Below are 20922 nucleotides of genomic sequence, written 5' to 3' on the forward strand. Positions count from 1 at the left end.
GTTCCCCGGAATCCCGGGGAACGGCAGGGCCTCACGGCGTTCCGGCCCGGTGCCCGGGCCGGCGGGGTCGTCAGCCCAGCGCGAGGTTGCGCAGCACCAGCCCGGTGGCCGGCTTCGGCCCGAAGGAGGTGGACTTGCGCGGCATGGTGACGCCCTGTTCGGCCAGCCGTCTCACCACCGACTCCCGGACCGGGTGCAGCAGGACGGCGGTGCCGCCGGTGCGCGCGGCCTCCTGCTCGGCGGCCACCGCGGTGTGCAGGTAGCCGATGTCGTCCGGGCCGTCGGGGACGTGCCAGGTGTGGTCCAGCAGGGTGGCGTGCAGGACGGTGGCGTCCAGGTGGCGCCACTCCTCGGGCCGGCCCTGCGGCACGGTGGCGTCGAGCAGGGACTCCTCGGGCTCGCCGAGCAGCCAGTAGACGCCGTCGCCGCCGGTGAGGACGAAGCCGTTGCCGCCGTGCCGCTTCTGCTCGGCGAGGGCCTGGAGCGCGGCGGACAGCGGCCCGGGGACCTCCTTGACCTTCCACTGGTCGCCGAGCCGCTCCAGTGCCTCGGCCACCGGCAGCCGGTACAGCACGCGGTGGATGGCGCGAACGCGCAGCGGGTAGCGGGCGGTGTCCACCAGGAGCACCAGGCCGCGGTCCCAGGGGCTGCGCGGCAGGTGGCGGTGCTCGCGCTGGAGGCGCAGGTACATCTCCCAGCGGTGGTGGCCGTCGGCGATCAGCGCCCGGCAGGTGGCGAGGTCGCGGCTGATCCCGGCGATCTCGGCGGGGTCGGTGACCGCCCACAGCCGGTGATGGGTGCCGTCGCTGGTGGCGGTGGAGAGCAGCGGCTCGCGCTCGACCGTCCGTTCGATCACGCCGGAGGCGCCGCCGTTGCCCCGGTAGGTGAGCAGCAGCGGTTCCAGGTTGGCCCGGGTGGTGCGCATCAGGCCGACCCGGTCGGCGACGGGCCGCGGCATCACGTCCTCGTGCGGGAGCACCACGCCGCCCTCGCGGCCGCTCACCGCGAGGGCGCCGATCAGGCCGCGCTGGAGCAGTTCGGGGGAGTCGTCGGTGGCCGGCACCCGTTGCTCGTAGACGTAGAGCGCGGGCTCGGGGTCGGCGGCCAGGACGCCCTCGCGCTGCCAGGCGGCCAGGAGCCGGGCGGCGTGCCGGTAGCGGGTGTCGCGGTCGGGGCGGTCGCCGGCGTCCTCGGGCTCGGGCCTGGGAAGGATCAGCCGGACCACGTTGTGCGGGTCGGCGGTCTCCAGGTCGAGCCGGCGGCCCGGATCCACGACGTCGTACGGCGGGGACATCACCGCGGCCAGGGCGCCGACCCGGTCGGGGACGTAGCGCAGGCCGCGGAAGGGGGACAGGGACAGGCCGGCGGTGGCGACGTGCCCGGGATCACCGGGGCCGCCCTCGGGAGTCTCGACTCCGTCTTCTGCACTGGGTGTGCTCATTCTGGGCATCGTAACCGGGTACGCGTTGTTGAGAGATCGGAATGCCCGTGCCGAGTCGTGGGCCGGGTGTGCGACCGAGGGCGAGGTACGGCATGGACGACGGGCAGGAACGGGTGGACGGCGGCGGCCCGGTCGAGTCGGGCGGACCGGTCGGGCCGGTCGGTGCCACCCGCGGGGATGCTCCGGCCGGCGGCGTGCCGGGCCGTGCACCGGGCGACGAAGCACCGGGCGGTGACGCAGGGGTCGGCGGCGCCGGGGGCGGCGGCACCGGAGCCGGAGGGGTGCCGCGGCAGAGCCGTTCCGGGGAGCCCGCCGGGGACGTGTACGACTGGTTCCGCCGGGGTGCCCAGCTGCTCGCCCAGGGGCATCCGGCGGCCGCCGAGCAGCTGCTCGCCCGGGCGGTGGCGGCCGAGCCGCACTCGCGCAGCATCCGGGAGGCGTTGGCGCGCGCCCAGTTCGACGCGGGCTCGTACGCGGCGGCCCTGGGGAACTTCCGCGCCGTGGCGCTCGCCGACCCGGCGGACGACTACGCTCAGTTCGGGTGGGGCGTCGCGGCGGCCCGGCTGGGCGATTTCGAGACCTCCGCCGAGCACCTGGCGCTGGCCGTGGCGATGCGGCCGGAGAGCGACCACTACCGGCAGGCGCTGCGGCAGACCCGCGCGACCCTGGCGGCCCGGGCCGGGGCGTACGGCCCGCTGCTGCCGGGAGCACCCGGGTACGCGGCGCCCCCGGCGGGTGCCGAGGGCCCGGCCGGAGGGTCGGCGGACGACGCAGGCGCGGGCAACGGTGCCGACAGCGGCGCCTGACCGGTCGGTGCGAGGACCGGCCGCACGCCGTGACGGAAGCCGTGGCGGACTCCGTGACGGACGAGTGACGGAAACCGTGGCGGACCAGTGACGGACGCCGTGACAGGCTCCGCCACGCACGAGTGACGGAAGCCGCGCCGCACGAGGACGTGCGGCGTGGACGACGCAGTGAACGACGACGCAGTGAATGAGGTAGCGCAGCCATGACCGAGACGGCCACCCCCGTGCGACGGACCGCCCCCGGCGGCAGCGAGCGGCCGCTGACCGACGCGTACGACACCGCGCTGCTGGACCTGGACGGCGTGGTCTACGCGGGCGCGCACGCGATCGAGCACGCGGTGGACGCGCTGGACGCCGCCCGCACGGCCGGGATGCGGCTCGCCTACGTGACCAACAACGCCTCCCGCCCGCCGCGGGTGGTGGCCGAGCACCTGACCGAGCTGGGCGTCCCGGCCGCGCCGGCCGACGTGATCAACTCGGCCCAGGCCGCCGCCCGGCTGGTCGCCGAGAAGGTGCCGGCCGGCTCGAAGGTGCTGGTCGTGGGTGGGCTCGGACTGGAGGAGGCGCTGGCCGAGCTGGGGCTGGTCGCGGTCCGCTCGTTGGCCGACGGCCCGCTCGCGGTGGTCCAGGGCTTCGACCCCTCGGTGGGGTGGACGGACCTGGCGGAGGCCTCGTACGCCGTGCAGAGCGGTCTGCCGTGGGTGGCGTCCAACCTGGACCTGACGGTGCCGAGGGCCCGTGGCATCGCGCCCGGCAACGGCACCCTGGTGGCGGCGGTGCGGGCGGCGACCGGGGTGGAGCCGGAGGTGGCTGGCAAGCCGCTGCCGCCGATGCACCGGGAGACCGTGCTGCGTACCGGTGCGGAGCGTCCGCTGGTGGTCGGGGACCGGCTGGACACCGACATCGAGGGCGCGTTCAACGGCGGGGTGGACAGCCTGCTGGTGTTCACCGGGGTGACCACGCCGGAGCTGCTGCTGGCGGCCCCGGTCGAGCACCGGCCGACCTACCTGGCCGCAGACCTGCGCGGACTGCTCGTCCCCCACCCCGCGGTGGCGGCCGTGGACGGCGGCTTCGGGTGCGGCGGCTGGGTCGCGGGCGTCGAGGCCGGTGTGCTGCGGCTGTCCGGGGCGGGGGACCGCTGGGACGGCCTGCGGGCGCTGTGCGCGGCGGCGTGGACGGTGCTGGACGCGGGCGGCGCGCCGGTGGACGGCCGCAAGGCGCTGGCCGATCTGGGGTTCTGAGAACAGGTCGGCGGTCGACCCGGGGCCGCCCTCGGCAGCGCCGGGTCCGACGGCCGGGTCCGAGGGCCGGGTCCGAGGGCCGAATCCGGGCCGAATCCGGGACGGGCCCGGCGGCCGAACCCGGGACCGGTTCGGCGGCCCGGCTCAGAGCAGGGTGCGCAGTCGCAGCAGGTCGCGGAAGCCCGCCTCCAGCCTGACCCGGCCGCTCGCCCAGGCGGAGGCGAAGCCGAGCCGCCCGCCGACCAGTGCGACCAGGTCGTCGCTGGTCATGGTGAGCCGGATCTCCGCCTTCCCGGCCGGGGCGCCGGGGGAGACCACCACGTCCTGGATCCGGCCGTCGCGCAGTCGCCCGGTGAAGGTCAGGTCGAGGTCGGTGATCCGGCAGCTGAGCGAACGGTCGAGGGCCGCGGCCTTGCGGACGTCGCCGGTGGACTTCGCCATGTTCCGGCTGAGCTGCTCCAGTGCCTCCCGGCACTCCTCGGCGTTCGCCACGGGCGGCTCCCTCCCCCGGTCGCTACGGTGCTGACTGCGGGCCACGGTACCTCAGGCGGGTTTTGGCGGTAGCGTCGTCCGTGGGGTGCCCGGACGTCGTCCGTGGGGTGCCCGGAACGGCCCGGGTAGTGAGGGCGACGGAGCGACGCACGTACGCGATTGGGAGGCACCCGGATGCTGCCGAGGACGGTTCGGGGAGTGGTGGAGACCGCCGCCGGAGTGGTCGAGGAGGTCGGCAAGCTGGTCGTCGGGACGGCGACCTCGATCCTGGAGAAGGCCGGGGTGGACGTCGCGGGGGTCGAGCGCCGGCTGGGCGGCCAGTTCCCGCCGTCGGTGGAGACCTTGCAGACCCTGGCCGGGGAGGCGGTCACCGCCGGGCGCGCCGGGGTGGACCTGGCGGTCGGTGTGGCGCGCAACGAGGCGGAGAAGGTCTTCGAGAAGGTCGGCGACCAGGTGACCAAGGTCGGCGTGGTGCTGGCGTACCTGGAGACCAAGCTGCGCGAGGTCGAGGAGGAGGCCCCGGCGGCCGGGTCCGGGCCGGGGTCGTACGAGGCCGAGGAGCCGGTGCCGGCGCCGCGGGCCGGTGACCTGTTCGGGCGCGGCTGGGAGTTCGAGGAGGAGCGCTCGGCGGTCCCGGCGACGGGGGAGCCGATAGTCGCCGAGCGGGTGGAGGTGGACGAGCCGGTCGAGGTCGATCCACCGGTTCCGCCCGTGTCCCGGGCCGCCCCGGTCCCGCCGGAGGCGCCCGCGGCCGGGGTGAGTTCCGCCGGGGAGGGCCCGGCGAAGAAGGGCCCGGCCGAGGGGAGCACGGCCGGGGAGAGCGCCGCCGGGGAGAGTCCGGCGAAGAAGAGCGCCGCCAAGAAGAGCACGCCGAGGAAGAGCACGGCCGAGAAGCCGGCGACGAAGGGGACGGCCGGGAAGGGGACGGCCGGGAAGGGGACGGCCGGGAAGGGGACGGCCGGGAAGGGGACGGCCGGGAAGGCCACCGCGAAGAAGAGGACGACGACCGTCAAGAAGACCGCCACCGCCAAGCAGACCGAGGCCCGGTCCGAGGCCGCCACCCGGTCCGGGACGCCCGCGAAGCGTGCCGCGACCAGGAAGACCACCGTCCGCAAGGCCACCAGCACGAAGAAGCCCGATGCCCGGGACGAGTGAACCGCCCGAGTCCGTCCGGGACGCCGGGGCGTCGGACATGATCGCCCCCGTGGAGCCGCTGGGCGTCGAGCCGGTCCTCACCAGCCACCCCGGAGTGGACGCCGGCCTGGCCCGGCTGGAGGCTCTGGACGGGGTCCCGGCCGAGGCACACGTCGCGGTGTACGAAGATGTTCACCAGCGGCTGGTCGACACACTGGCCGCGCTCGATCAGGAATGACCCGCAGGATCCGTAGGAGCTGAACACCAGTGGCAGTGGCACGACGCCGACTCGACGCGGAACTGGTCCGCCGCAAGCTGGCCCGATCGCGTGAGCACGCGTCCGAGCTGATCGCGGCCGGCCGGGTGACCGTCGGCGGCACCACCGCGACCAAGCCGGCCACCCAGGTGGAGACCTCGGCGGCGGTCGTGGTGGCCAAGGACGACAACGACCCCGACTACGTCTCGCGCGGCGGCCACAAGCTCGCCGGCGCGTTCGCGGCCTTCGTGCCGCAGGGCCTGGTGGTCGAGGGCCGCCGGGCGCTGGATGCGGGCGCCTCCACCGGCGGCTTCACCGACGTGCTGCTGCGGGCCGGGGCCGCGCGGGTGCTGGCGGTGGACGTCGGGTACGGGCAACTGGCCTGGTCGCTGCAGAGCGACGACCGGGTCACCGTGATGGACCGCACCAATGTGCGCGAGCTGACTCCGGACCTGATCGGCGGCACCCCGGTGGACCTGGTGGTGGGCGACCTGTCGTTCATCTCGCTGGGCCTGGTGCTCCCGGCCCTCGCCTCCTGCGCGGCCGGGGACGCCGACCTGGTGCTGATGGTCAAGCCCCAGTTCGAGATCGGCAAGGAGCGTCTGGGCAGCGGTGGTGTGGTGCGCAGCCCGCAGCTGCGCGCCGAGATGGTGCGCCAGGTCGCGGGGCAGGCGTGGGAGCTCGGGCTGGGCGTGCGCGCGGTCACCGCGAGCCCCCTGCCGGGGCCGTCCGGCAACGTCGAGTACTTCCTCTGGCTGCGCCGGGACGCCCCGCAGCTGGACCCCGCGGAGGCGGACCGGGCCGTGGCGGAGGGGCCCCGGTAGGGTGCCTTGCGAGCGTCCGGCCCGTCATGCCGTATGGCGCGGCCGCACCGGGGCCAAGGGCGACCCGACAGGCGTTAGGGAGAGGGCAGCGGCATGAGCGATGAAGAACGTACGGTCTTCCTGATCGCGCACACCGGCCGGGAGGCGGCGCTGCGCAGCGTCGAGGCCCTGGTGCACGGGCTGCTGAAGGCGGGTCTTCGGATCAGACTGCTGGAGGCCGAGGCGGTCGACCTGGACCTGCCGGAGGGCGTCGAGAAGGTGGCGGAGGGCCCCGGGGCGGCGGACGGCTGCGAGCTGATCCTGGTGGCCGGCGGGGACGGGACGCTGCTGCGCGGGGCGGAGCTGGCGCGCTCGCACGGGCTGCCGATGCTCGGGATCAACCTGGGCCGGGTGGGCTTCCTCGCCGAGGCCGAGCGGGACGACCTGGCCGTGGTGGTGGAGCGGGTGGTGGACGCCGACTACGAGGTCGAGGAGCGGATGACGATCGATGTCATCGTCCGCACCAACGGCGATGTGGTCCACGAGGACTGGGCGCTGAACGAGGCCTCGATCGAGAAGGCGGCGCGGGAGCGGATGCTGGAGGTGGTGACCGAGGTGGACGGCCGTCCGGTCTCCAACTTCGGCTGTGACGGCGTGGTGTGCGCGACGCCGACCGGCTCCACCGCGTACGCGTTCTCCGGCGGCGGGCCGGTGGTGTGGCCGGAGGTGGAGGCGCTGCTGATGGTGCCGATCTCCGCGCACGCGCTGTTCGCCCGCCCGCTGGTGACCTCGCCGGAGTCGGTGCTGGCGGTCGAGGTGCAGCCCAAGACCCCGCACGGTGTGCTCTGGTGCGACGGGCGGCGTTCGGTCGAACTGCCCGCCGGGGCGCGGGTGGAGGTCCGCCGGGGCCGGACTCCGGTGCGGCTGGCGAGGCTGCACCGGGCGCCGTTCACCGACCGGCTGGTGGCCAAGTTCGCGCTGCCGGTGACGGGTTGGCGCGGCCGGGCCGACCACTGCTAGCACCTCCCGGCAGGAGGCCGGCGGACGGGCAGGCCGGCGGGCGGCCGGCCGGCCGCGGCTCGTCCGGATGTGCCGAGGCCGGTGCGCGCCAGGGGCTTTCGCCTGTCCCGGGGCCGCGCACCGGCCGATCGCAGGCCGCTGGCGGACCGTCAGACCGCCAGCGGCTGGGCCTCGTCGGCCGGTTCGAGCCGCCCGTCGGCCGCCGCCTGGGCGGCCAGGGCGGCGAGGCGTTCGACGGCGGCGGGGACGGTCGCGGCGGGCACGGTGACCGGGAGGCGGATGTGGTGCTCGAAGGCGCCGTTCGAGCCGAAGCGATTGCCCGAGGCGATCCGGACCCCGCCGCGCTCCCCGGCCCGGGCCAGCGCGGCGCCGGACAGGCCGCCGGTGGAGACCCACAGCGAGAGACCGCCGGTCGGCACGGTGAAGCTCCAGTCGGGCAGCCGTTCGGGCAGGGCGGCGGCGAAGGCCCGCGCGGTGGCCCGCAGCCGGGTCAGCTGGTGCTCCCGGACGTCGGGCAGCAGTTCGCCCAGCAGTTCGGCGGCGATCAGCTGGTCCAGCACCGGGGTGCCGACGTCGCTGTAGACCCGCTCGGTGGCCAGGCGGCGCACCAGCGCCGGCGCGGCCCGGACCCAGCCGATCCGCAGACCGCCCCAGAGCAGCTTTCCGGCCGAGCCGACGGTGACCACCTGGGCGGAGCGGTCCAGTGCGGCCATGGGTCGCGGCAGCGGGGCGGAGGGCGGGACGCCCCAGCCGAGTTCGGCGGTGGTCTCGTCCGCCAGCACGATGCTTCCGGCGGCCCGGGCGGCGGCCAGCAGTTCGCGGCGCTGCTCCTCGTCGATCAGGGTGCCGGTCGGGTTGTGGAAGTCCGGGATCAGGTAGGCGACCTTGGGGCCGGCGCCGCGCAGCACCCGCCGCCACTCGTCGAGGTCCCAGGCGGGCCGCGGAGTCCAGGCGTACGGCACCGGGACCAGGCGCGCGCCGGCCAGCCGCAGCGCCTGCAGGGTGTTCGCGTAGCTGGGCGCCTCGACGGCGACCCGGTCGCCGCGGCCGATCAGGGCCCGCTGGAGCAGGTGCAGGGCGCCCATGGCGCCGGTGGTGATCAGGATCTGGTCGGGGGTGGTGGGCAGTCCGCGCTCGGTGAAGCGGCGGGCGACGGCCTCGCGCAGCACCGGGACGCCGGTGGGGTAGTGGCCGTGCCCGGCGGCGTAGTGCGGCAGCTGTTCGACGGCCCGGGCGGCGGCCTGGCCGACCCAGGGCTGGGGGGCGGGCGGGGCGGCGACGCCGAGGTCCAGCATGCGGCTCTGCTCGTCCGGCGGGACGGGGTGCAGGGCCTCGCTGGGTGGCGGGGCGCCCTCGGGCAGGGCGGTCCAGCTGCCCGCGCCGCGCCGGCTGCGCAGGTAGCCGTCGCCGCGCAGGGTCTCGTACGCGGTGGCGACGGTGGTGCGGCTCATCGCGAGGGCGGTGGCCAGCTCGCGTTCGGCGGGCAGCCGGGCGCCGACCGGCAGCCGGCCCTCGGTGACCAGCAGCCGGATCTGCCCGGCCAGGGTGCGGTAGGCGGGGCGGCGGGCGGCGGCCGGCTCGGGGAGCCGGGCGGTGGCGAGCAGTCGCGCCAGGGCGGGCGGGGTGACGGTGGTGTGCCAGTCGACCATGGCTGAATAAGTCCACTTGCTAGAGATTGGCCCTGGAGAAGGCCGCTTTGGACTGGCCATCATGGCAGGGCGGCCGTGCCGGCCGCCACCACCGGGTGCCCCGGTGGTGCAGCACCACCGCAGGAGCACGCCTTGGCCACCACGACCACACCGGCATCGGCCGCCACCACCACCCCCGCACCGGCCGCCGGGCGGAGCCTCGCCGTCCGGGTGTTCGGCGACACCCACGCCCTCGGCCGCCGGATACCGCAGCTGTTCGCCGGCCTCGTCCTGTACGGCGTGAGCATGGCGCTGATGCTCCGCTCCGGCCTCGGCCTCGACCCCTGGGACGTCCTGCACCAGGGCCTGCAGCGCACCGTCGGGCTGTCGGTCGGCGCCTGGGTGACGATCTGCGGGGCCCTCGTCCTGCTGCTGTGGATCCCGCTGCGCCAGCGCCCCGGCCTGGGCACCGTCGCCAACGTGCTGCTGATCGGCGCGGCCATGGACCTCACCCTGCGGGTCGTCGGCGGCCCCGGCGCCCTGCCCGTCCGGATCGCGCTGTCGGCCGGGGCGATCGTCCTCAACGGCCTGGCCACCGGCCTCTACATCGGCGCCCGGCTCGGCCCCGGCCCGCGCGACGGCCTGATGACCGGCCTGCACCGGCGCACCGGCCGTTCGCTGCGACTTCTCCGGACCGGCATCGAGGTGACGGTCCTCACCGCCGGTGTGCTGCTCGGCGGCACCGCCGGGGTCGGCACCGTCGCGTACGCGCTGGCCATCGGCCCGATGGCGCAGCTCTTCCTGCGCTGGTGCACCGTGCCGGTGGCCGCCGAGGACTCCCGGAAGGGATGAACTTCCGGGCACGGAGTTGCCGCGCGCCGTTGTCGTTCGTCGCGCGCCGGGGGCGGAACCTCGTAAGGTCGTCTCCGTGTTGGACGAGATGCGGATACGGGATCTTGGGGTCATCGACGACGCGGTGGTCGAACTCGCCCCCGGCTTCACCGCCGTGACCGGTGAGACCGGCGCCGGAAAGACCATGGTCGTGACGAGCCTGGGCCTGCTGCTCGGCGGCCGCGCCGACCCGGGCCTGGTGCGCAACGGCACCGGACGCGCCGTCGTGGAGGGCCGGCTGGAGCTGCCCGCCGACTCCCCGGCGGCGGCCCGCGCGATCGAGGCGGGGGCCGAACTGGACGACGGCGCGCTGCTGATCAGCCGGACCGTCTCCGCCGAGGGCCGCTCCCGGGCGCACGTCGGCGGCCGGTCCGTCCCGGTCGGGCTGCTCGCCGAGCTCGGCGAGGACCTGATCGCCGTGCACGGCCAGACCGACCAGCAGCGCCTGCTGCGCCCGGCCCGCCAGCGCGGCGCGCTGGACCGGTACGCGGGCGCCTCGGTGGCCGGGCCGCTGGCCCGCTACCGGGAGACCTACCGCGTCCTGCGCGAGGTCTCCGCGACCCTGGAGGAGCTGACCACCCGGGCCCGCGAGCGCGCCCAGGAGGCCGATCTGCTGCGCTTCGGCCTGGACGAGATCGCCGCCGCCGAACCGGTGGCCGGCGAGGACGCGGAGCTGGCCGCCGAGGCCGAGCGGCTCGGCCACGCCGACGCGCTGTCCTCCGCCGCGACCCTCGCCCACGCCGCCCTGGCCGGCGACCCGGTCGACCCGGAGGCGCTGGACGCGGGCACCCTGCTCGCCCAGTCCCGCCGGGCCCTGGACGCCGTGCGCCACCACGACGAGCGGCTGGCCGCCCTGGCCGACCGCCTCAACGAGGTCGGCTACCTGCTCGCCGACGTGGCCGGCGACCTGGCCGGCTACGCGGACGACCTGGACGCCGACCCGGTGCGCCTGTCCGCCGTCGAGGACCGCCGGGCCGTACTGGCCCAGCTGCTGCGCAAGTACGGCGGCGAGGAGAACTCGCTCGCCGAGGTGATCGCCTGGGCCGAGGCCGGGGCGGTGCGGCTCGCCGAACTCGACGGCGACGACGACCGGATCGACGAGCTGGGCGCCCGGGAGACCGAGCTGCGGGCCGAGCTGGCCGAGCTGGCCGCCGAGGTCTCGCGGGCCCGGCACGCCGCGGCCGGACGGTTCGCCGACGCGGTCTCCGCGGAACTCGCCGAACTGGCCATGCCGCACGCCCGGGTGACCTTCTCGATCGGCCAGGTCGACGACCTGGCCGGGATCGAGGTCGGCGGGCGCACCGTCGCCTACGGTCCGCACGGCGTGGACGAGGTGGAGGTGCTGCTGGCCCCGCACCCGGGCGCCCAGCCGCGCCCGATCGCCAAGGGCGCCTCCGGCGGTGAGCTGTCCCGCGTGATGCTCGCCGTCGAGGTGGTCTTCGCGGGCGCCGACCCCGTCCCCACCTACCTGTTCGACGAGGTGGACGCGGGCGTCGGCGGCAAGGCCGCGGTCGAGATCGGCCGCCGGCTGGCCAAGCTGGCCGAGTCCGCCCAGGTCGTGGTGGTCACCCACCTCCCGCAGGTCGCCGCGTTCGCCGACCGGCACCTGGTGGTGGTGAAGACCAACGACGGCACCGTGACCCGCAGCGGCGTCAAGGTGCTGAACGACGAGGAGCGGGTGCGCGAACTCTCCCGGATGCTGGCCGGCCTGGAGGACTCGGAGCTGGGCCGCGCCCACGCCGAGGAGCTGTTGGCCGCCGCGCGGGCCCCGCGCCGCCGGTAGCCGGCGCCGGCGGCCCCCTCGGACACCGGCGACGCGCCCCGGTGGCGCCGACTGTCCAAGAGGGCCGCCGACCTGGCATGGTGGCGCCTGGACAACTGGCTTTCCAGCCCCGAGCGCCGCCGGGCGGGCAATCCTCGCGAGGCGGCGCGCGAACCTGATCGAGTCGGATGCGAGACGACGTGGACCATTCCGCCGCCCGGGCCACCGCGGCCGTCCCCGAACCGGGGCAGCTGCACGTGGTACTCGTCCTGGCCGCCAGCACCGGCGGCATCGGTGCGCACGTGCGCTCCCTGGCCCAGGGCCTGGTCGCGCACGGAGTGAACGTCACGGTCTGCGCGCCGGCCGGCGCGGACGCGCTGTTCGGCTTCTCCCGCACGGGTGCCCGGTTCCACACCGTCGACATCACCCCCACCGCGGGTGCCCGCAGCGACGCCACCGCGATCGGCGAGCTGCGCCGGGCCTTCACCGGCGCCGACGTGGTGCACGCCCACGGGCTGCGCGCCGGGCTGCTGTCCGACCTGGCGCTGCGCACCGCCGGCCGCTTCCCGGGCCTGCGCCCGGAGACCCCGCTGGTGGTCACCTCGCACCACGCGCTGCTGGCCACCGGGATGGAGCGCCGGCTGCAGCGGCTGATGGAGCGCCGGGTGGCGCGCGCCGCCGACCTGGTTCTCGGCGCCTCCTCCGACCTGGTCGCCCGGGCCCGCGAACTGGGCGCCACCGACGCCCGGCTGGGCCCGGTGGCGGCCCCGCCGATGCCCGACGGGCAGCTCGCCCGCACCGAGGCCCGTACCGCGCTGCTCGGTGCGGACCCGGACCGCCCGCTGGTGCTGGCGGTCGGCCGGCTCGTCCCGCAGAAGGCCTTCGGAGTGCTGCTGGACGCCACCCGGGAGCTGTCCGCGCTGGACCCGGAGCCGCTGGTGCTGCTCGCCGGGGACGGCCCGGAGGCGGGCGTGCTGCGCGAGCGGACGGCCGCGGAGAAGCTGCCGGTGCGGTTGCTCGGCTACCGCACCGACGTGCCCGACCTGCTGGCCGCCGCCGACGTGGTGGTGATCTCCAGCCGCTGGGAGGCCCGCTCGCTGGTGGTGCAGGAGGCGATGCGGGCCGGCGTGCCGGTGGTCGCCACCGCCGTCGGCGGCATCCCCGAACTGGTCGGCGACGCCGCCGTACTGGTGCCCCCCGGCGACCCGGAGGCGCTCGGTCGCGCGGTGCGCGCCCTGCTGGCCGACCCGGCCCGCCGCGAGCAGCTGGTGGCGGCGGGCCGGCAGCAGGCCGAGACCTGGCCGGACGAGGCCGCCACCGTCGCCCAGGTGCTCAGCACCTACGACGAGCTGGTGCAGCGCGGCTAGACCGCTTCCGGACGGAGGCCCGCTGGACGGTGGCCCGCTAGACGGTGGCCCGCTCGACCCGGTCGGCGGCCGGGCCGTCCGGCTGGGCGGACAGGTACGCGGCGCCGCAGGCGGTCAGCCGCAGCGCGGTGTCGATCAGCGGGACGTGGCTGAAGGCCTGGGGGAAGTTGCCGACCTGGCGCTTGAGCCGGGGGTCCCACTCCTCGGCGAGCAGGCCCAGGTCGTTGCGCAGCGCCAGCAGCCGGTCGAACAGTTCGCGGGCCTCCTGCACCCGGCCGATCATGGCGAGGTCGTCGGCCAGCCAGAACGAGCAGGCCAGGAAGGCGCCCTCGTGGCCGGAGAGGCCGTCGACGTTGTTGCCGCTCTCGTCGTGGGTCGGGTAGCGCAGGACGAAGCCGTCCTCGGTGGACAGTTCGCGCTGGATCGCCTCGATGGTGCCGATGACGCGCTTGTCGTCCGGGGGCAGGAAGCCGACCTGGGGGATCAGCAGCAGCGAGGCGTCCAGCTCCTTGCCGCCGTAGTACTGGGTGAAGGTGTTGCGCTCCGGGTCGTAGCCCTTCTCGCAGACGTCCGCGTGGATCAGCGCGCGCAGCGCGCGCCAGCGCTCCAGATGGCCAGGGGTGGGCTCGTCCTCGGGGGTCTGCTCCAGCAGCTTGATGGTCCGGTCGACGGCGACCCAGGCCATCACCTTGGAGTGGACGAAGTGCCGGCGCGGGCCGCGGACCTCCCAGATGCCCTCGTCCGGCTCCTGCCAGTGCTCCTCCAGGTAGTCGATCAGGCGCAGCTGGAGGTGGTGGGCGTGGTCGTTGCGGACCAGGCCGGTCATGTGGGCCAGGTGCAGGGCCTCGACGACCTCGCCGTAGACGTCGAGCTGGAGCTGTCCGGCGGCGCCGTTGCCGACCCGGACGGGCTGGGAGCCCTCGTAGCCGGGCAGCCAGTCCAGCGAGGACTCGGTGAGCTCGCGCTCGCCGGCGATGCCGTACATGATCTGGAGGTTCTCCGGGTCGCCGGCCACCGCGCGCAGCAGCCACTCGCGCCAGGCGCGGGCCTCCTCGCGGTAGCCGGTGCGCAGCAGGGAGGAGAGGGTGATGGCGGCGTCGCGCAGCCAGGTGTAGCGGTAGTCCCAGTTGCGTTCGCCGCCGATGTCCTCGGGCAGGGAGGTGGTGGGGGCGGCGACGATGCCGCCGGTGGGGGCGTAGGTGAGGCCCTTGAGGGTGATCAGGGAGCGGATCACGGCCTCGCGGTAGGGGCCCTGGTAGGTGCACTGGTCGGCCCACTCGTGCCAGAAGTCGGCGGTGGCGTCGAGCATCCCCTCGGCGTCCGGGGGCCTGGGCGGGTCGAGGTGGGAGGCCTGCCAGGTGAGGGCGAAGGCGATCCGCTCGCCGGCGGTGACGGTGAAGTCGGCGTAGGTGGTGAGGTCGCGGCCGTAGGTCTCGGCCTCGCCGTCCAGCCAGACCGAGTCGGGGCCGGCGACGGCGACGGTGCGGTGGCCGCCGTCGGCCTGTTCGACGCGGTGCACCCAGGGCACGATGCGGCCGTAGGAGAAACGCATCCGCACGGCCGAGCGCATCCGCACGGTGCCGGTGACGCCCTCGACGATCCGGATCACCTGGGGGACGGCGTCCTTGCCGGCCAGCGGGCGCGGCGGCATGAAGTCGATCACCCGGACGGTGCCGCCTTCGGTGTCCCACTCCTGCTCCAGGACCAGCGAGTCGCCCCGGTAGCGGCGGCGGTCGGCGGGCACGGCGGGGGCGGCGGCGGTGGGCGGGGGCACCCGCAGGTCGGCGGTGTCGGCGACGCGGGCCCGGCCCGTGTCGGCGGGGGGCGTGGCGGCGGCCGGCGCGGGGACCTCGGTCAGGACGGCCTCGGCCGGGCCGATCCGCCAGAAGCCGTGTTCATCGGTGCCGAGCAGGCCGGCGAACACGGCCGGCGAGTCGAAGCGGGGAAGGCAGAGCCAGTCCACCGCCCCGTCCCTGCTGACCAGGGCAGCGGTCTGCATGTCCCCGATGAGTGCGTAGTCCTCGATACGGCCGGCCACGTGGATCTCCAGTTCGCAATGTGGTCAGGGCATCGGCGAGCGGAGGGAGCGAGCGGTCTGCGGGGCCGGAGGTCCACCCCGGGACGTCCGGCCTGCCGGGGGTGGTGGCAGGCCTTGCTGGAGTGTCCGCGGGGCTCGGTCGAGCCCCTGGAGTGGGTGGGGATGGGCTGGAATACGGGGAGGTCCGGTCGCGCATCGGGGACCGGGAGTGTCCTGACCCTCCCACGCCCTCCGCGTGCTCGTGCTGTCGGCGATGCGTCCGAGCAGCTTACGACGGACGAAAGGGGCGAAGCACGCGGGCGCAGCCCGGTGTGGCGCCGCAATTCGGCGGAAATGCCGTGCATCGCGAGGGCGCGGCGCAGGATGGTCCGGAAGGATCACCTCCGGCTGGTCCGGCCGGATGAGCCGCGATGGTCCGGACGGATACCGCGCTCTGGCCCGGTCCGGCGGGTTGTGCGACCGGTGTGAAATCTGTGGCGCGTGATGCGCCGGTGGTGCGCCCCGCGCGCGCCCCCGGAACGGCGCGCGCGGCCCGGAACGGCGTTCGGGTCCGGTCGCTGATACCCTGGTATCCCGTGGACCGGCGGGATCAAACGCCCCGGACCAGCCGAACCGACGACCCAACGAGCGCCGCGCACCGAGCCGGCCTCCGTCGCCCGGCGAACCCCGAGCCTCCCGCCCACGTCTGCTTCGACACGCGACCCACGGGAGCCCCCTCTTGGCACAGCCCCATTCCGGCAAGGCAGCGAACGGCCGCGCCGTGACGACCAAGCACCTCTTCGTCACCGGGGGTGTCGCCTCTTCTCTCGGAAAGGGGCTCACCGCCTCCAGCCTCGGCGCGTTGCTCAAGGCCCGCGGCCTGCGCGTGACGATGCAGAAGCTCGACCCGTACCTCAACGTGGACCCGGGCACCATGAACCCGTTCCAGCACGGTGAGGTGTTCGTCACCGACGACGGCGCCGAGACCGACCTGGACATCGGCCACTACGAGCGGTTCCTGGACACCAACCTGCACGGCTCGGCGAACGTCACCACCGGCCAGGTGTACTCGACCGTCATCGCCAAGGAGCGCCGCGGCGAGTACCTGGGCGACACCGTCCAGGTCATCCCGCACATCACCAACGAGATCAAGTCCCGGATCCGCCGGATGGCGACCGAGGACGTCGACGTGGTGATCACCGAGGTCGGCGGCACCGTCGGTGACATCGAGTCGCTGCCGTTCCTGGAGGCCGTCCGCCAGGTCCGCCACGAGGTCGGCCGGGACAACGTGTTCTTCGTGCACGTCTCCCTGCTGCCGTACATCGGCCCCTCGGGCGAGCTGAAGACCAAGCCCACCCAGCACTCCGTCGCCGCGCTGCGCAACATCGGCATCCAGCCCGACGCGATCGTGCTGCGCGCCGACCGCGAGGTCCCGCAGGCGATCAAGCGCAAGATCTCGCTGATGTGCGACGTGGACGAGGAGGCCGTGGTCGCGGCCATCGACGCCAAGTCGATCTACGACATCCCCAAGGTGCTGCACGGCGAGGGCCTGGACGCCTACGTGGTGCGCCGCCTGGACCTGCCGTTCCGCGACGTGGACTGGACCACCTGGGACGACCTGCTGCGCCGCGTCCACGAGCCGCAGCACATCGTCAAGGTCGCCCTGGTCGGCAAGTACATCGACCTGCCGGACGCGTACCTGTCGGTGACCGAGGCGCTGCGCGCCGGCGGTTTCGCCAACAACGCCCGGGTCGAGATCAAGTGGGTCACCTCGGACGACTGCGAGACCCCCGAGGGCGCCCGGGCGCAGCTCGGCGACGTCGACGCGATCTGCATCCCCGGCGGCTTCGGCGACCGCGGCGTCAACGGCAAGGTCGGTGCGATCACCTTCGCCCGCGAGAACAAGGTCCCGCTGCTGGGCCTGTGCCTGGGCCTGCAGTGCGTGGTCATCGAGGCGGCCCGCAACCTGGCCGGCCTGCCGGAGGCCAACTCCACCGAGTTCGACGCCGCCGCCAAGCACCCGGTCATCTCCACGATGGCCGAGCAGCTGGCCATCGTCGACGGCAAGGGCGACCTGGGCGGCACCATGCGCCTGGGCCTGTACCCGGCCAAGCTCGCCGAGGGCTCGATCGTCCGCGAGGTCTACGACGGCGAGCAGTACGTCGAGGAGCGCCACCGCCACCGCTACGAGGTCAACAACTCCTACCGCGCGGACCTGGAGAAGACCGGCCTGGTGTTCTCCGGCCTCTCGCCCAAGGGCGACCTGGTCGAGTACGTCGAGTACCCGCGCGAGGTGCACCCCTACCTGGTGGCCACCCAGGCCCACCCGGAGCTGAAGTCCCGCCCGACCCGCCCGCACCCGCTGTTCGCGGGCCTGGTCAAGGCGGCCATCGAGATCAAGACCGCGGCCTCCGAGTAGTCCCCGGTCGTTGCGGTCGGCTGTCGTCGGCCGCAGTCGTCGACAGCGCTCGTTCACCGGACGGCGGCCCCGCGATTCCCGCGGGGCCGCCGTTCGGCGTTAGATTGTGTCGTACTGACGAAAAGGGGAGAGCGATGGACGAGCAGGGCCGCCAGGGGATCTTCGACGTGGCCGAGGAGTGGGAGGTCCGGGAGAGCGGAACGCCGTTCCAGGGCAAGGTCACCGGGGTGCGCAGCGAGGAGGTCCGGATGCCCGACGGCAGCTGGGCGCGCCGCGACTACCAGACCCACCCCGGCTCGGTCTCGGTGCTCGCCCTGGACGACGAGCAGCGGGTGCTGGTGCTGCGCCAGTACCGCCATCCGGTGCGCCAGCGGCTGTGGGAGCTGCCGGCCGGCCTGCTCGACGTGCCCGGCGAGAACCCGTGGCGCGCCGCGCAGCGCGAGCTGTACGAGGAGGCGTACTGCAAGGCCGGCACCTGGCGGATCCTCGCCGACTACTACACCTCCCCGGGCGGCACCGACGAGGCGCTGCGGATGTTCCTGGCCACCGACCTGGCGCCGGCCGAGGGCGAGCGCTACGCGGCCGAGGGCGAGGAGCAGGAGATCGAGGTCGCCTGGGTGCCGGTGCCGGAGCTGATCCGGCTGATCCAGGCCGGGAAGCTGCACAACCCGACCCTGGTCACCGGCACCCTCGCGGTGCACGCCGCGCTCACCGGCCCGGACGGGCTGGACGCGCTGCGCCCGGCGGACTCGCCCTGGCCGGCCCGTCCCTTCGAGGCCTGAGGCGGTTCCGTCGGGTTCCGGGGCGGCCGGTCGGGCCCCGGGGGCGGGTTGGGCGGGGGGCGGACGGGGCGGGGTGGTCGGTCCGGGTCCGGGGTGGCAGACGGGGGACGAGAGGGCCGGTCGGGGGACGGCCGGCCGCCGTGCGTTGAGTCGTTGGGGTGATTTGCCGATTCGTACGACCGGATGTCACCTCGGCTGAGCCGGACGGTCGAACTACGCTTCGCAGACAGGGCGCCCGTCCCGGGCCGCCTCCGCTGAACTCCGGAGGCTGGGCACCGGATGCCGAGCGTCGGATGCCGAGCGCGTGATGACGTCGGGAGTGGCACGGGTGGCGAGGAAGACGGCGACGATGGACCCCGGCCCCGGCGCGCCCGCCGGGGCCGTCCCGGGCCTTGAGCGGCTGCCGGCCGGGCCCGCGCTGTTCGTCGGGCGGCGCGCCGAGCTGGCCGCGCTGCGGGCGGCCGCCGCCCGCCCGGCGAGCGGACGCTGCCCGGTGCTGGTGCTGGCCGGGCGTCCCGGCTCCGGCCGGACCGTGCTGGCGGCCCGCTTCGCCCGTACCGTCGCCGCCGACTACCCGGACGGCGTGCTGTTCGTACGGCTGTCCGCCCCGGACGGCGGCCGGGTGCCGCCGGCCCGGGCCGCCCGGCTGCTGTTGGAACAGCTCGACCCGCAGGCCGTCGTGCCGCTGCCCGGCGCCGGCGAGGACGGGCGGGACGAACCGGGCTGTGCGGCGCTGCGCGAGGCGCTCGCCGGGCTGCGGGTGCTGCTCGTGCTGGACGACGTCCGGGACGCCGGGCAGGTGTGGCCGCTGCTGACCGACGAGCCCGGCTGCCTGGTGCTCGCCACCACGGCCGGACCGCTCACCGGGATCGAGGACATCGACCCGGTGATCCTCGGCGGGCTGGACCGGCAGGCCTCCGGCGAGCTGCTGGCCGACCTGGTCGGCGGCACCCGGATCTCCTGCGACCCGGTCGGCGGTGCCGACCTGGCCGAGGCCTGCGCCGCCCGGCCGGCCGCGCTGCGGCTGATGGCGGGGTGGCTGCGCGGGAACCCGAAGATCGCGGTCACCGAGGCGGCGCGCGAGCTCAACCGGGTGGTGGGGGAGGAGACGACGATCACGGCGGCTTCGGTGGACCCTGCCGCGGGTGCGGGTGCGGGTGCGGGTGCGGGTGCGGGCGCCGGGGTCGAGGAGAAGGACAGGCAGAAGGAAAAGGAGAGGGAGAAGCAGAGGGAGAAGCAGAAGGGGCCGGGCAGGGCACCGGGGAAGAGGGAAGGGGAGCGGGAGCGGGAGCGGGCGGCGAGGTCCTCCGGGGCCGCTCCGGCCGGGGTCGCCGGGGCTGCTGGTGCCACGGGGGTGATCGGGGCAACAGGGGCGGGCGGGGCGGCGTCGGGTCCGTTGGGCAAGCAGGGGGCCGGCAAGCCCGTCCCGGGGAAGGCGCTCCCGGGGACGGGGACGGGGGCGGCGCCGCAGGGCCGGGCCGGTGAGTCCGCTCCCGGTGCCGGTGCGGCTGTCTCTCGCGGTGCCGGTGCCGGTGCCGGTGCCGCTTCCGCTGCCGCGGCGACGGAGTCGGCCGGTGATCCGGCGGCCTGGGTGAAGCCCGGCCCGGAGCCGGCCGAGCCGGTGCCCGTCCCCGACAACGACCCGCTGCTCGGCGCGTTCACCCTGCTGTACCGCGGGCTGCCGGCCGCCCAGGCGCGGATGCTGCGCACCCTCACCCTGGCCCCGGCGCAGACCGCCGACCCGCGCACCGCCTCCGCGCTGGTCGGTTGCCCGGTACCGGACGCGGCCGTGACGCTGGCCGCGCTCGCCGAGCGGGAGCTGCTCGGCGAGGAGGCGCCGGCCGCCGACGGCACCGCGCGATACCGGGTGCCCGGGCGGCTGTACCCCCGGCTGGTCCGGCTGCGCGAGCAGGAGGACCGGCCCACCGAGACCGAGCTCGCCCGGGCTCGGCTGCTGGAGCGGATGGTCCGGCTCACCGAGTCGGCCCGCGCGCTGCTCGACCCTGCGGTCGGCCCCGTCCCGGAGCCGCTGCCCGCCCCGCTGCGGCTGCGGTCGGCCGCGCACGCCCGCGAGTGGCTGCTCGGCGAGCGGGAGCTGCTGCTCGGCGCGGTGGCCGACGCGATCGGCCAGGGCGACCTGGACGGTTCGGCCGGGCGGCTGGTCACCGCGCTGCTGCGGACGCTGCCGCTGACCGGAGCCGCCGCCCCCACCGACCTCTACCGGCTGCACGAGCTGGTGCTGACCGTCGCCGAGCGCGCAGGCCGGCCCCGCCGGGCCTCGGCCGCGTTGCTCAACCTGGGCGACCTCCAGGCCTCGGCGGGCCGCTGGGAGCCGGCCGCCGTCCACTACCGGGCCGCCCTGGAGCACGCCCGCAGGGCCGACGACGAACCGCTCTGCGCCCGGGCCCTGGAGAGCGCCGCCAACTGTCACCGGGCGCTCGGCGACGCGGTGCGGGCCGCCGACTGGTACGGGCGGGCCCTCGGCCTGCGGCAGGCCCTCGGGGACCACGCCGCCGAGGCCCGGCTGCTGGCCCGGGTGGCCGAGGCGCACACCGCGCAGCGCCGTTTCGACGAGGCCGACCGGGAGTACCGGGCCGCGCTCGCGGTGCTGCGCCGGCTGGGCGACGAGCGGGGCCGGGAGGCCGTCGGCGGGGCCCTCGCGGACCTGCGGGAACGCGTGGATGCCGGGTGGTGATAGGCATTTCGGGGGTATTGTCGAAGATGCCCGGTTGGGACGTCTTTGGCGGGTAAGTCGCAGGGGAAGCCTACGAACCTGCCAATGTGTGCGGGAAAATTATTCACTTTGGAAGGCTGACACGCCGACTGGGCTTCATTACACTCGGACTCAGTCGCGCAGCGATCC

The 20922-nt window shown here is 75.2% G+C and carries 16 protein-coding genes; 12 read left to right on the plus strand and 4 right to left on the minus strand.

The features are described 5' to 3' along the window. Window positions 1-70 precede the first annotated feature (70 nt). Window positions 71-1441 (minus strand): DUF1015 domain-containing protein, encoded by a 1371-nt coding sequence (locus ACFVGO_RS21165; protein WP_359899175.1) that lies wholly within the window; start codon window positions 1439-1441, stop codon window positions 71-73. Window positions 1442-1533: 92 nt separating this feature from the next. Between ACFVGO_RS21165 and ACFVGO_RS21170 the strand changes: the two genes are divergently transcribed. Next, window positions 1534-2247 (plus strand): tetratricopeptide repeat protein, encoded by a 714-nt coding sequence (locus ACFVGO_RS21170; protein WP_380633360.1) that lies wholly within the window; start codon window positions 1534-1536, stop codon window positions 2245-2247. A 203-nt stretch (window positions 2248-2450) separates the two neighbouring features. Further along, entirely contained in the window at window positions 2451-3488 is a 1038-nt protein-coding gene (locus tag ACFVGO_RS21175) for an HAD-IIA family hydrolase (protein ID WP_380633362.1), read from the plus strand. A 144-nt stretch (window positions 3489-3632) separates the two neighbouring features. Here ACFVGO_RS21175 and ACFVGO_RS21180 read toward each other — a convergent pair whose 3' ends face one another. Beyond that, a complete protein-coding gene (locus tag ACFVGO_RS21180) occupies window positions 3633-3980 on the minus strand; it encodes an SCP2 sterol-binding domain-containing protein (protein ID WP_359899181.1) in 348 nt (115 codons plus the stop codon). 198 nt (window positions 3981-4178) lie between these two features. On the opposite strand from ACFVGO_RS21180, the gene ACFVGO_RS21185 reads away from it, so the two are divergent. From ACFVGO_RS21185 to ACFVGO_RS21200, 4 genes are all read left to right on the plus strand, one after another. Beyond that, window positions 4179-5135, plus strand: a complete 957-nt coding sequence (locus ACFVGO_RS21185) for a hypothetical protein (protein WP_380633364.1) — start codon at window positions 4179-4181, stop codon at window positions 5133-5135. Beyond that, window positions 5119-5352, plus strand: coding sequence for a hypothetical protein (locus ACFVGO_RS21190; RefSeq protein WP_380633366.1), 234 nt, complete (start codon window positions 5119-5121; stop codon window positions 5350-5352). Before ACFVGO_RS21185 ends, ACFVGO_RS21190 begins: the two co-directional genes overlap by 17 nt. A 35-nt stretch (window positions 5353-5387) precedes the next feature. After that, window positions 5388-6194 (plus strand): TlyA family RNA methyltransferase, encoded by an 807-nt coding sequence (locus ACFVGO_RS21195; RefSeq protein ID WP_359899304.1) that lies wholly within the window; start codon window positions 5388-5390, stop codon window positions 6192-6194. A 93-nt stretch (window positions 6195-6287) separates the two neighbouring features. Continuing rightward, window positions 6288-7193: an NAD kinase gene (locus tag ACFVGO_RS21200; protein WP_359899187.1), complete on the plus strand. Its 906-nt coding sequence runs from the start codon at window positions 6288-6290 to the stop codon at window positions 7191-7193. Window positions 7194-7342: 149 nt separating this feature from the next. Here ACFVGO_RS21200 and ACFVGO_RS21205 read toward each other — a convergent pair whose 3' ends face one another. Continuing rightward, window positions 7343-8842 carry a PLP-dependent aminotransferase family protein gene (locus ACFVGO_RS21205; protein WP_380633369.1) on the minus strand — a complete coding sequence of 500 codons (1500 nt, stop codon included), beginning with the start codon at window positions 8840-8842 and terminating at the stop codon, window positions 7343-7345. A 210-nt stretch (window positions 8843-9052) separates the two neighbouring features. Here ACFVGO_RS21205 and ACFVGO_RS21210 point away from each other — a divergent pair, with 210 nt between their 5' ends. From ACFVGO_RS21210 to ACFVGO_RS21220, 3 genes are all read left to right on the plus strand, one after another. Beyond that, complete coding sequence (locus ACFVGO_RS21210) at window positions 9053-9673, plus strand: hypothetical protein (RefSeq protein WP_359899306.1); 621 nt, start codon at window positions 9053-9055, stop codon at window positions 9671-9673. An 88-nt stretch (window positions 9674-9761) separates the two neighbouring features. Continuing rightward, window positions 9762-11495, plus strand: a complete 1734-nt coding sequence (gene recN, locus ACFVGO_RS21215) for a DNA repair protein RecN (RefSeq protein ID WP_359899308.1) — start codon at window positions 9762-9764, stop codon at window positions 11493-11495. A 167-nt stretch (window positions 11496-11662) separates the two neighbouring features. Then, entirely contained in the window at window positions 11663-12841 is a 1179-nt protein-coding gene (locus tag ACFVGO_RS21220) for a glycosyltransferase family 4 protein (protein WP_359899190.1), read from the plus strand. Window positions 12842-12878: 37 nt separating this feature from the next. Here the strand turns inward: ACFVGO_RS21220 and ACFVGO_RS21225 are convergent, their stop codons facing one another. Beyond that, a complete protein-coding gene (locus ACFVGO_RS21225; protein WP_380348096.1) occupies window positions 12879-14879 on the minus strand; it encodes a glycoside hydrolase family 15 protein in 2001 nt (666 codons plus the stop codon). Window positions 14880-15639: 760 nt separating this feature from the next. On the opposite strand from ACFVGO_RS21225, the gene ACFVGO_RS21230 reads away from it, so the two are divergent. The 3 genes from ACFVGO_RS21230 (at window position 15640) to ACFVGO_RS21240 (ending at window position 20754) form a co-directional block, all read left to right on the plus strand. After that, window positions 15640-17277 (plus strand): CTP synthase, encoded by a 1638-nt coding sequence (locus ACFVGO_RS21230; protein ID WP_380633371.1) that lies wholly within the window; start codon window positions 15640-15642, stop codon window positions 17275-17277. Between the two features lie 134 nt (window positions 17278-17411). Next, window positions 17412-18059, plus strand: coding sequence for an NUDIX domain-containing protein (locus ACFVGO_RS21235; protein WP_380348098.1), 648 nt, complete (start codon window positions 17412-17414; stop codon window positions 18057-18059). A gap of 328 nt (window positions 18060-18387) precedes the next feature. Continuing rightward, complete coding sequence (locus tag ACFVGO_RS21240) at window positions 18388-20754, plus strand: AAA family ATPase (RefSeq protein WP_380633374.1); 2367 nt, start codon at window positions 18388-18390, stop codon at window positions 20752-20754. Window positions 20755-20922 lie beyond the last annotated feature (168 nt).

This window comes from Kitasatospora sp. NPDC057738, assembly GCF_042798815.1.
In the GTDB taxonomy this organism is placed as follows: Bacteria; Actinomycetota; Actinomycetes; order Streptomycetales; family Streptomycetaceae; genus Kitasatospora; species Kitasatospora lactacystinica.